The organism is Parendozoicomonas sp. 209JJ7-1, from assembly GCF_058147085.1.
In genome coordinates this window covers 194,501-206,094 of the sequence record NZ_JBYVJU010000008.1, presented here as the reverse complement: position 1 = coordinate 206,094, position 11,594 = coordinate 194,501, and the positions used below count along the sequence as shown (strand labels likewise).

At 50.2% G+C, this 11,594-nt stretch carries 12 protein-coding genes; 8 read left to right on the top strand and 4 right to left on the bottom strand.

Features of this window, described 5'->3' with window-relative positions; translation table 11 throughout:
• Positions 1–412 (top strand): NosD domain-containing protein (locus ACY2RQ_RS10325; RefSeq protein WP_490112887.1); only part of this gene is annotated, 412 nt, incomplete at its 5' end.
• A 199-nt stretch (positions 413–611) separates the two neighbouring features.
• On the opposite strand, the gene ACY2RQ_RS10320 is transcribed toward ACY2RQ_RS10325, so the two are convergent.
• A complete protein-coding gene (locus tag ACY2RQ_RS10320) occupies positions 612–1,625 on the bottom strand; it encodes a hypothetical protein (RefSeq protein ID WP_490112886.1) in 1,014 nt (337 codons plus the stop codon).
• Between the two features lie 196 nt (positions 1,626–1,821).
• Between ACY2RQ_RS10320 and moaE the strand changes: the two genes are divergently transcribed.
• From moaE to dgt, 6 genes are all read left to right on the top strand, one after another.
• The gene (gene moaE / locus ACY2RQ_RS10315; RefSeq protein ID WP_490112885.1) at positions 1,822–2,280 is read left to right on the top strand and encodes a molybdopterin synthase catalytic subunit MoaE; all 459 of its coding nucleotides are present in this window, start codon (positions 1,822–1,824) and stop codon (positions 2,278–2,280) included.
• Positions 2,277–3,038, top strand: coding sequence for a molybdate ABC transporter substrate-binding protein (gene modA / locus ACY2RQ_RS10310; RefSeq protein WP_490112884.1), 762 nt, complete (start codon positions 2,277–2,279; stop codon positions 3,036–3,038). The genes moaE and modA overlap by 4 nt, the downstream gene beginning before the upstream one ends.
• Positions 3,039–3,091: 53 nt before the next feature.
• The gene (gene modB / locus ACY2RQ_RS10305; RefSeq protein WP_490112883.1) at positions 3,092–3,790 is read left to right on the top strand and encodes a molybdate ABC transporter permease subunit; all 699 of its coding nucleotides are present in this window, start codon (positions 3,092–3,094) and stop codon (positions 3,788–3,790) included.
• Positions 3,790–4,866, top strand: coding sequence for a molybdenum ABC transporter ATP-binding protein (gene modC / locus ACY2RQ_RS10300; protein WP_490112882.1), 1,077 nt, complete (start codon positions 3,790–3,792; stop codon positions 4,864–4,866). The genes modB and modC overlap by 1 nt, the downstream gene beginning before the upstream one ends.
• Before the next feature lie 125 nt (positions 4,867–4,991).
• Positions 4,992–6,008: a hypothetical protein gene (locus ACY2RQ_RS10295; RefSeq protein WP_490112881.1), complete on the top strand. Its 1,017-nt coding sequence runs from the start codon at positions 4,992–4,994 to the stop codon at positions 6,006–6,008.
• Positions 6,009–6,034: 26 nt separating this feature from the next.
• Positions 6,035–7,498, top strand: a complete 1,464-nt coding sequence (gene dgt, locus ACY2RQ_RS10290; RefSeq protein WP_490112880.1) for a dGTPase — start codon at positions 6,035–6,037, stop codon at positions 7,496–7,498.
• 43 nt (positions 7,499–7,541) lie between these two features.
• On the opposite strand, the gene ACY2RQ_RS10285 is transcribed toward dgt, so the two are convergent.
• Positions 7,542–8,051 carry a hypothetical protein gene (locus ACY2RQ_RS10285; RefSeq protein ID WP_490112879.1) on the bottom strand — a complete coding sequence of 170 codons (510 nt, stop codon included), beginning with the start codon at positions 8,049–8,051 and terminating at the stop codon, positions 7,542–7,544.
• Between the two features lie 225 nt (positions 8,052–8,276).
• Here ACY2RQ_RS10285 and ACY2RQ_RS10280 point away from each other — a divergent pair, with 225 nt between their 5' ends.
• On the top strand, positions 8,277–8,492 hold the full coding sequence (locus ACY2RQ_RS10280) for a hypothetical protein (RefSeq protein WP_490112878.1): 216 nt from the start codon (positions 8,277–8,279) through the stop codon (positions 8,490–8,492).
• Positions 8,493–8,576: 84 nt separating this feature from the next.
• On the opposite strand, the gene ACY2RQ_RS10275 is transcribed toward ACY2RQ_RS10280, so the two are convergent.
• Together ACY2RQ_RS10275 and ACY2RQ_RS10270 are read right to left on the bottom strand one after the other, a co-directional pair.
• On the bottom strand, positions 8,577–9,176 hold the full coding sequence (locus tag ACY2RQ_RS10275) for a hypothetical protein (protein WP_490112877.1): 600 nt from the start codon (positions 9,174–9,176) through the stop codon (positions 8,577–8,579).
• Positions 9,177–9,333: 157 nt separating this feature from the next.
• Complete coding sequence (locus tag ACY2RQ_RS10270; RefSeq protein ID WP_490112876.1) at positions 9,334–11,568, bottom strand: hypothetical protein; 2,235 nt, start codon at positions 11,566–11,568, stop codon at positions 9,334–9,336.
• Positions 11,569–11,594 lie beyond the last annotated feature (26 nt).

Genomic DNA, 11,594 nt, shown 5'->3' with positions numbered 1-11,594 from the left:
TAAAACCAATCTATCTGGCTCTATAACTAACAATGGCAGTATAAATGCTGTCAATGGCCTTGAGGTTTCATTCTCAGCTATCTTCGGCGACCTTATTAATAATAACACTATAAAATCAAATATCGGGCTTTATGTATCTAACTCATCAATAAATGGCACTATAACCAATAACAAAATTATTGAAGGTGAGAAAGGGATATATATAATCAAAAGCAACATTGATACCATTGCCAACAATGGTTCAATCAACACCAAAAAATCTGGAATAAGCACCCGTACACCCGTAATCGAATGTAAGGGGCAAAATATAGTGGGCAAACGGTATATGAAAACGGATGTCGAGGTACTTACCCTCCAAAAAAGTGGCAGCGCAACTCCTCTGGCAACCCCTCTGGACGACTCGAAAGTGTAGATTCAGCTGCCATCGCAAACAGAACCCTTTTCTAAGATAGCAAAAAACAGGTTTAGGGTTGGAAAATATTGACAGGAGAAAATACCAGTCGAAGTTTGAGTAATACCCGGGCTACTGCAAAGTGTGGTTGAACAGTAATGATGGGAGGAACCTCACTCCTTTCCGTACCTCTCTGCCACGGTAGCGACCGACATGCTGCCTAATAATTCCCGCCTTCAAATACGCCCCTGTTAAAGATGGGGGCGTAAATATGGTCATAGAACCAGTTACCCCAGCTTGTGGGGCAGGCCTGCAGAATATCCCCGTGACTCAGGGACGTGCCGGTGTGCTTCTGCTGATGTTCGACCCGTGTCATATATTCGCACCACAGGTTGTCCTGGGTCCGGCCGCTGAGGTTGTATAGAATACCGCTGAATTTCTCCAGAGACAGGCCGGTTTTCCAGTACATGGAATCGAACAGTGCCCGGTGCAGGATTGTGGCAAAGCCGGGAACATAATATCTGTCGATCATCACAAACAGTCCGGCGGTATGGACCGGATGATCGTGGTAAAACAGGTAGCCGTCGTTTACAAAGCCCCGACAGTTATCTGTTTTTCCGGCACACACGCTGGCTTCGTAGCTTTCTGTGAATGTCGTCTGATTCATTAATGCCCCTGTCTGGTACAGAAACCATTCAAGGGGACGGCCTTCATAAACGAAATAGCGGAAATAATCGGCCAGGCCCTCCGAATACCACTTACTGCGATGGTAGATATAAGGGCTTTGCAGCAGGTGCACCATTTCATGAACCAGCAGTCCCCAGCCGTGGGTTGTGTTCAGCTGACTGGTATAAGAGTCGTAAATAAATATTTTGTTCACTTCTCCGTGGGCTTTTACCACCGGGTCTTCCCCGAACTCCCTGTGGAATTCAACAGTGATGTTCTGATCTGATGCCAGGGGCTTTTTGTCCGGAAGCCACAGAATCTGGCGCAGGCGGGCGTACCACTCAACCATGAAGTCTTTCATATCCGAGCTGAATTCCGTGATATTCGCGCTTTCCCGGGAGTCAATATTAATGAACTCAATCTTGGGGCGGGCCACCTGGGTATTACCTGCGGCTGTTGTCCGTTGTGAGACCGCAGGCACTTCATGGGATGAGCTGTGGCCCTGAATAGGAAGAACGATCAGGCAGGCATAAAATAAAAGAACCGGAACAGGGGGAATGATCTTCATGATATTTATCGTCCATGTGTGTGAAGGGGAACCTTTCTATTATTGGACCGTTCCTGGAGGGATTTGCGCCATAAACGGCTAACGCTCCGGTCAGGGAAGGTAACCGTGGTAATCTTGACCTTTAGACTTGTTGCCGCTGGCCAAACAGGTATGCTGATGAACCTTAAATCCCACCTGTATTGTCTTGGGGGCATCTGTGATTAGCGTACAGACAGAAGATTTTGATGTGGCCGCTGAATACCAGTCGCTATGCCGGTTATCGGGAACTGGTGGTGTTGTTATGTTCAGTGGCCTGGTTCGGGATATGAATCTGGGTGATACCGTGGGCGGACTGTTTCTGGAACATTATCCGGGGATGACTGAGAAAGCCCTGGAGGACATAGAAGCAGAGGCCCGTGCGCGCTGGTCCCTGGATGAGGTGAGTATTATTCACCGGGTTGGCCATTTGCGACCCAGGGACCAGATTGTTTTTGTGGGCGTAGCCAGTGCCCACCGGGCCGCCGCCTTTGAAGCCTGCCAGTTTTTAATGGATTACCTGAAGACCCGTGCACCCTTCTGGAAACGTGAACAGACCAAAGACGGTGATCGTTGGGTTGAAGCCCGCAGCAGCGATAACGAGGCGGCGCAGCGCTGGGCGGATAAGGAAATTTCATGAGGCCCGGACGCTTATTATCGGGGTGTGTAGCGACTCTGTTGCTTTTGGTGTCTGCGTTCAATGTCCAGGCTGCGACCCTGCGTGTGGCGGTATCGGCTAACTTCCGCGCTGTGGCTGAAAGTCTGGCGATAAAGTTTGAAGAGCAGACCGGTTATAGGGTTACGCTCTCTTCCGGCCCCACCGGTGGCCTGTACAACCAGATTGTCCATGGGGCTCCTTTTGACCTGTTTCTTTCCGCAGACGCTCGACGCCCAGCGATGCTGGCAGAACAGGGATTTACGGATAGAGAACCGCAGCCTTATGCGTTTGGTCGTCTGGTTCTTTGGGCACCGGAACACACCAGGCCGGATGCTTCTTTCCTGAAAAACTGGCAACAGCGTATTGCCATTGCCAACCCCAATACCGCTCCTTACGGGCTGGCTGCCCGGGAAACCCTGCAGAATCTTGGTTTGTGGAACAGCAAAAAGAAGCTGATTGTTCAGGGTGGCAGTGTGCAGCAGACCTGGCAGTTTGTAAAAACAGGCAATGCCGATATGGGCTTTGTCGCGCTCTCCCAGTTAAGGGCTGATGGTGTTACAGCGAATTACTGGGTGGTGCCGGAACACCTTTATACCCGGATAACCCAGAGCGCCGCTGTCCTGAAAAGCAGCAGACATATTGGAGAAGCCCGCCGTTTTGCCGCATTTATTCTCAAGCCTGCGCAGCAGAAGCTGATTCAGGAAGGCGGTTATTACCCTGTCATTCCTGAAGTGAATTGAGAGAAGCTGTCCAGCGTGGTGCAGAACAGGAACTGAAGACAGGCCGTCGTTATATGTTAGAAGGACTTGCATTGGAAGGATTGGCACAACCAATATTTGTCACACTGAAACTGGCAGCGACCACAACAGTTATTCTGATGGCCGTGGGCATTCCCCTGGCCTGGAAACTGTCAGGTATGACCAGCCGACTGCGTCCCTGGCTGGAAGCATTGGTGGGGCTGCCCATGGTTCTGCCGCCCACGGTGCTGGGGTTTTATCTGCTGGTGGCGTTCTCCCCCAGAAGTCTTCCCGGCCAGCTCTGGCAGGATCTCACAGGCTCGACCCTGGCCTTCAGCTTTTCCGGACTGGTACTGGCCTCGGTTCTCTATTCATTGCCGTTTGTCGTGCAACCCCTGCAGAGAAGTTTTGAACAGCTGGACCGTGGTCTTCTGGAAGCTGCGGCCATGCTGGGAGCCAAACCCATGGACAGGTTTGTTTCTATCGTTATGCCCCAGTCCCTGCGTTCTCTGCTGCTGGCGGCCTGTCTGGGTTTTGCCCATACCGTGGGTGAGTTTGGAGTGGTATTGATGATTGGTGGCAATATCCCCGGAGAAACCCAGGTGCTCTCCATTGCCCTTTACGATGCAGTGGAAACCCAGGACTTTGCCTCGGCCCACACTATGGCGGCTGGTATGCTTATTTTTGCCCTTGTGGTGCTGGTGGGTCTTTACAGCTATGACCGCCAGGGCGGAACCCGGAAAGGACACAACTGATGCTTTCAATTGATCTGGAACTGTCCCGTCCGGGCTTTCGTCTGCAGGTACAGCAGGAATTCTCCCTGGATGGCGTTACCGGCATTATGGGGCCGTCCGGCTGTGGTAAAACGACGCTGTTACGGTGTATTGCAGGCCTGGAGAGAGAGGCCAAAGGACGTATAACCTTCCAAAAGCAGGGCTGGCAGGAGCAGTGCTGGCAGAATGCACGCAGCAGAGTTGCCCCCGAACTGCGCAGCATTGGTTATATCTTTCAGGATGGCAGACTGTTTCCCCTCTTGAATGTGCAGGGCAACCTGGAATACGGTCGCCGCCGCAGTGCCGGACGACAGGGGCCGGCGTTTGATGATGTGATCCGCTGGCTGGACATTCAGCCCCTGTTGCAGCGTTCAGTTAACAGCCTGTCCGGTGGCCAGAGGCAGAGGGTCGCTATTGCGCGGGCACTGATGGGAGCGCCTTCCCTTCTGTTAATGGATGAACCCCTGGCTGCCCTGGACTGGGCTGCCCGCAGCGCCATTATGCCCAGATTGCGAAATCTTAATCGTCATTTTGGCATTCCTGTGATCTTTGTCAGTCATGATCGGAATGAAATGGCTCGGCTGACCGATGAGCTGGTACTGATGGCTGATGGTCAGGTACAGGAGCGGGGTCGAACCCGGCAGATGCTCTCCCGAGGTGAAGGGGTGTTGGCCGATGACCGGGCTGTTTCCATGCTGGAAGCCAGGGTGTCCCGGCGCAATGATGGTTATGGTTCCTGTGAGCTGGATGTTGATGGCCGCCTGCTGGTGGTTGACCAGGGTAATCTGGAATCAGGGCAGATTGTGCGGGTGGTGATACCGGCGACGGAAGTCAGCCTCTCACTTGACCCGGTGGAGCGGATCAGTATTCAGAATCGCTGGCCCGTGACTCTGTCTGAGATGCGGGATATTGATGAGCACCATACCCTGGTGGTGCTGACCCTGGAACAGCAGCAGTTGCTGTCTTTGGTCACCCGAAGGGCAAGACACCAGTTGGCCTTAAAACCGGGACTAAGGATTTTTGCCCATTTCAAGGCCGCTTGCCTGGATGTGTTATAGAAAACATGCGCTGACGATTTATTACCTGCCTTTACATAATTCCTCTGCTGTAAATATTAAGGCGTCTATTCTTTGGTCACCCCATCACTTACCTGACAGCAAGACGCTATCAACAGGAGGCTCTTTTGATCCGGTTCCGCGCTTTTTTCAGGCATTTACTGGTGCAGGCGGTATTGGTTCAGTCTGCCCTCTGGGGAACGGTTCAGGCTTCAGAAAGTCTTGAAGAGCTGAACAGGCTGTTGACAGGCCCGGAGTCTGTTCTGGATTTTCAAACGGATTCAACCTCTCTGGCGCTGTCTTATAATGGTGGTTCTGTGAATGGCTGTATCAGTTATGGCGAAATAGCACCGGGTGGACGTGTGAACCTGTGGCGAACCTGCCCGGTCCCCGGAGATGTGCTGACTGAAGCTGGCAGCTTCCAGGTCGGGAGTAAAGCTTTAAAGAAAGCTGAGGGGGGAATCATTCTGTTTTTCCAGGGGGATCATCCGCTCTGGCTGTTGAAAGAAGGAAACACCGAGCCTGTTCCTCTGGTTATGACTCTGGATACCAATCGATCCGAGATGGTGAGGATGCTTAAAGCCGCAGGAGGGCGGGAACTGCTTCTGCGTTCGTCCGCATGGTTGAGCGAAGTGGGTGAACCTGATGCCGTGGCTTACGGTGTCACCGAAGGAATAGCGTCAGGTGTTGGACAGGGAATTGTTCTATTTGGGGTGGCAGTCACTGACTGGCTGATAAATGACCAGAGCGGCATTGTTCCAGAGAGTTTCTTTCCCAGAATCAGTTATATAACTCTTCCCGTAGTTCATGAAATCTTTTATCGGGGCATTGTCCAGAGGGCCGCATCCTGGATGGCCAGAAAAGTGCTGGCCCAGCAGGGCGGATTGTCATGGCCTGAAGTGGTCAAACAGGCAGATGTATTCGGGAGAGTCGTAGCGTCCACATGGGAATTCGCTCAGAGGATATCTTCCAAGAGAGTATGGTCTTCCCAGCATGTCACATTCTCATTCCTGACATGGCTCGCCAGCTTTACGGTTTATGGCCCGGTTTACCAGAAGGTTGGGCTGGCGGGGAGCATACCTGCCCATATTGCTAATAATGCAGTAATACGTTTGATGAGAAAGATGATATTGTCAGGGGGCTGATAACAGTCACCGGCAGGCCACTTTTGATGGACTATCGACACAAGATTACCTGTGAACGTGCACACCCCACTTCAGTGCTGGGGCGTGATGTGGAAGAAGAAACGGAAAGCAATCGCGGCCGGATTATCCAATCGGCCGCTATACGTCGCCTGCAGAAGAAAACCCAGGTTTATCCCCTTGAAACAAATGCCGCCGTACGCAGCCGGCTGACACACTCCCTGGAAGTTCAGCAAACCGGAAGGTTTATTACCCGGAATATTCTGGCTGCCCTTAAACAAAAGGGTGAATTTGAAACCTGTGGTCTTGAGGGTTTGGACACCGCCTTTAACAATCTGGTGGAAATGGCCTGCCTGATGCATGATGTGGGCAATCCTCCATTTGGACATTTTGGTGAAGCGGCCCTCAATGACTGGATGAGAAAGCATGGCCGTGACTGCTTTCAAAAAGCTTTTGGCCCTGCCGGGCAGGTACCTGAACTTTTCTACAGGCAGCTGTTACCAGACCTGGAAAACTTTGAAGGGAATGCCCAGGGGCTGCGCATTATTCACTCTCTCCAGAAGCTCAATCTCACCTTTTCCCAGATTGCCGCATTGGTAAAATATACTCGTCCGGCCTGGCAGGAAAAGGATGAACAAGGTTTTTCCTATCGCCATAAGAAACCCGGTTTCTATTATTCAGAGCAGTCACTGGTTGATAAGGTCTGGAGTCATCTGGGTATCCGGGAAGGAAACCGCTACCCACTGGTTTATATTATGGAAGCGGCGGATGACGTAGCTTACTGCATCGCGGATCTGGAAGACGCGGTGGATAAGGGCATTCTTGACCTTGCCCGCCTGCGGGAGCTTCTGGATAGTGAGTGGATGCAACAGTGCCAGGGTTCCGGCTTTGAGGGGAGCCGTTATCTTCCAGATATTATCCAGCAGGCAGGATCGCCGGAGAAAAACAAGGAACAGCCCGTTTCCGCCCATCTGTTTATTACCCGTTTCCGAACCCGCCTTGTCCATGATCTGGTGGTTTATGCGACAGAGCGATACTGTCAGCACCATCAGGCTATTTTTGAGGGTTCCCTTGATGAGCCTCTTATTGACGGGAATTCAGAGCAGCATCTGGCACTGCAAACCCTGAAGTGGGTGGCCCGCAAACATGTCTTCAGTCAGCCGGAAGTGGAAACACCGGAACTGAGAGGCTATGCGGCTCTGACCGGGTTGATGGGCATTTACCGGCCCCTGATGGAACTGTCCATGGAAGATTTTACGGTGATAGTCGAAAAAAAGCCGACAAATCACTTTATCGCCCAGAGGCTGTACCATCGGTTATCCGGCAAATATAAAGAAGCCTATCAAGCCTCAGTGGCAGAGCTGGCGAATGATAGGCCGGAAGAACAGAGGGCTCTGGAGTGGTACTACAGGTGTCGTTTGTTGTCAGACTACATGAGTGGTATGACCGACGATTTTGCACTGGCGGAGTATCAGTGTCTGTCTGCAATATGATCCTTCATCTGCCCTGATTCTGTGCTGTGATTGGGGCTGCTTTCTACCCTCCTTTTTCAATAACGACAAAAGGCACATAGACTTTCATCACCATCGGGTATGTGTATTCTCCGCCAATACCCTTGCCTTCCTTTGTGTTTGCGGAGTCATCCTTCAGGTGAAAGGCAAGGTTCGCATTGTTATCACCAGACAGGTAACAACCGTGGGTTGTGCTGAACCAGCCGTCACTTGCAAGGCCTCCGGTAATCGTGCAGGTGTATGTCAGTGTATTGCTGATTATGGCATCCGATGTGCTGGTGGGGCTGAGAGTAAGACTAAAACTGTTGGCGGGAAAGCCCCCATGAAAAGGGGTGAACAGGGACAGCGCCAGGGAGTCCCCCGGAGCGACTGTTCCGTTGTAGGGGCTTGTCGCAGACAGGGCAGAGATCCCGGCTCTTTGGTGGGATCCATCATAGCGAACATTGAGGGAACTGTCGGTCGTGTTCTGTATTATCAGGCTGGTGAAGTAGCGCCAGGATTCCTCTTGCTCTGCGGCCTGCGAACCAAGCGCCACGAGTAAGAGCAGAGGGGTGAAGATTAGTGGGGTGAAGATTGGTGTCCAGTGTCGCATACGGCCACCCTGTGAGGCAGATTTTGTTGATGAAGAATATAGAAGGCGTTGGATAGTTATACAATTTTTTTCCAGGTTTGTTTTTCCAGGTTTTGCCTGCGGCTAAGGGTTAGCTTTACCTTTTGATTCTTTGGCTACAATGAGCTTTTCCTATCGGAGGTAGTCGTTATGAAGAATATTCTTGGAGCGCTGCTGTATCTTTGTCTGATCAGTACGGCGGGAGCACAGGTTGACATTAACTACGACAATGAAGATTTCGTTGAAGAGGGGGTTGAGATGCCAAATGCCTGTGGCAAATGCACTGACTATTGCGCTAACAATCATGAAGACTGTAAGAAGATAATAGATTTCTGCTGTTTCCTCTGTAACTGCAAACGGAATTAATACTCTGTACAAGATAAATGATTCAGATGACCCTGATAGGCATTTGATACTAAGGACCCTATTAAGAGGCTTATGTTAGGGAGCTTATGTTAGGGAGTAAAAGCCGGTCTTTCCTACAGCCCTCATGCTTCCGGCTATATCCGTTATGAATTCATCGGGATATGCGTGGGAGGCTGTGCCTTTTTTATTATCTACCCTCAGAACAGGTGGTGTGCCCTGCTCACTTTTTTCTTCTTCTCTTTCTAAAAGCAGGTTCTGCATCAGGGCATAATGAATGGTTACAATACTTCCGGTTAATCGATATTCAATATAAGCGGGGATTCCATAGATACCTATCGTTGGGTCCGATGTTAAGTCAAATCCATGGATTGGCCCGAAATAATCTAACAAAGCTGCGATACCCAGCATCTCTCCCATCCAGCTCTGGAAAAGAGGCTGAGGGAAAGCCGCGTATCTGTTGCTCCATTTGCAGGAAGCAAACATGTTACACACGCAATCCAGGTCTATCTCCCTGGAGGCAATATCCCTGAAAGCCAGGACAGGTTCTTCATCAATTGTGGGAAGGTGAACCCCATAAAGCCTGTCCGGCAACTGAAGCGCCAGGGCTAAACATCCATCCAGAAAGGGGAAGCCCACAAGGTTGCTGTCAGAACCTGTTTCATCTTCAGAAAGGTAGACACTCATTAACTGAATCAACCTGAACCAGTATATGCACAGTAATCCTGTATTATAGATATCTTTAAGATAAAACAGGCGGCAAAGGTTTATTGGTTTCTGTCGCCTGTGTTTTCTTGTGAACACAACAGGAAAGGCTTGGTAATGAACAGTTCCTGGCTAACCGCTAAGGTCTAAGGTGCAGAACCTTTTCGTGTATTTTTTCTGCGACAGTTCTAAATCCGCTGTTAATATCGGCCCGCCTGATAGCACTGATTAAATGCAGCCATGTCGCTACGCCACGGGGATTGTTTTTTCGCCAAAGATCCAGGCCCCATTCCAGGAAATTTTTATCATGGTTTGCCCCCTGAACCATGAACCTTACATACTCCCGATTTACTCTCTGTCTGCCCCAGTCGAAAGAATCATCAAGGAGATTGGTTATAAAAGTAACAAAATGATCCTGGCCGTAGTGTGTATTTGCAAGCTCTTGAACAATGTTTAAACCATCAAGACTGTGTATTAATTGTCTCGATTTGGGTTGCGCCAAAAAACTCTGGGTAATACGTGTTTCCGTATCTTCCATATAAGACTCTGCGAGCAGGCTTTTATCAATCGTTGAGAAGGCTCTCTCGTCATAAAATCTGACCGCCTCCCGGTATACTTTCCAGACCGGCCTTTTAGAGCTCAGGCCAGCCAGCCATTGGTCAATGTTTTCGCTCCATGTGTATACAGAAGGAGCTCTGAGACCCAGTAACTCACCAATCCGATTCCTCTTTTGTCCGTCATTCAGAATGTACTCTCGGGGGGATACGGCTAACACTCTGGGCTTGTCGGATGCTTCCAGAAAGTCATCTTTGCTATAGCTGATTTTTACAAAGTCGGTTGGATAGGGAGAGACATTCACCTCCCCGGTCTCCATTTGAGAAGTGGGGGTAGGTGTTACAGCGGAGACTTTCTGGAACTTCTGCGCAAGACCGGGAGGCATATAACGAACTTTTCGTGCGAAGGCATAGGCCATGGCCTGTATTCTGATGGAACCAGATAATTTCTCGATAAAAACTTCAAGCTTTCGTTTTAATTCTACCTGGGCTTCCTGATCTATACCCTCATCATCTTCGAGATCATCTTCGACCTCATCATTCATACTCTCCTCTTCTTCCTGCTGGTCATCCCTTTGTGCTATCTGGTTCAGAACAATTCCCAGAAGGGTGAGGGCAGGAGCTTCAAACAGATTTTTTTCATGAACACTTTGGTAAAGGTCGTAGAAAGTCATGCTGCCCTGGATACGCAGGTTAAAAATATTTTCTGCGGAAATTGAGTGTTTTGATTGGCGAGCCAGATCAACAACATCATTCAGCACTTGTCCGGGATTATCCAGGTAGACTCTGGCAAACTCCGCTGTATTCATGCTGCCCGCCAGAATAGTTTCCGCAGCCTGGACGTTGAGTTCCAGCGCTTCCTGAGCTACGGAGTCGTCACCGGAATAATGGAGGTTCATACCGTCCAGAGCTTTATAAAGATTGCTCCACTGTGGCTTCCTGGCTTCGGAGCGAATAGCAGGAACAGTATTCAGAAATGTCTGGAGCATTGCCAGTGTTCCGCTTCGCAGGGATTTTTGGACACGGTCACGCCGTGCCTGGTGAACAGCGAAAAGAACCATTACGCTGTCCCGGTCTGTAACAAAGGGGAAGGCTTTTTTATCTATTAAAAGTTTATTCAGAGCCTGTAACTGATTAACTTTGCTCTGACCGGGCCGCTGGAGGTCATAGATGCTGAGTATTGGCAACAGGTCTGTAAATGTGATGGCATCTATTGAATTTTCTACCATATCCATAAGGTCTGGAATATTCCATTTAATCAGGGTTTTCTTCTGCGCCCTGCTTAGCCTGGTTTCAGGGTTCAGAAGTTTCCCTATTCTGCCCAGGTCGTTTACCAGTCTTTCGGCGCTCACCAGCCGCAGCCCTGTGTTAGAGGGGGTTGTTCCTGGTTGCCATGGTTTGGGTTCTATTCCATTTACCTCTGGCAAAACCCCGGAGAGCAGGGGAGAGGGCGCATCCTCTTCCATGGGTTCTTCATCACTGTCAACCAGCCCCCCTTCTGCTTCATCTTCACTGTCAATAAGTGTACCGGAGGCTGCGTAAGACACAGTGAGAGGTTTGAGCTCTTCAACGATCTCCTTTAATTCCCCTGTTCCATGGTACCGTCGGCTGCCTTTGATAAATTCAATGGTTTTGCTGATAGCGCCGGTCTGGTGTTTGAGTACATTGACAACAGAGCGCCGCATGTCTCTTTGAGCTGGTTTTTGAAGCCCAAGAATCATGTGGGCAAACATTCCAGGGTTAAGCGTTATTTTCTCCCTCGGGTGTGTAGCCAGTGTATTTTCCAGAGCCTGTTTGCCTGCTTCAGAAGACTGCTCCATTAGTGCTATCAGTTTGTTTGCTGCTT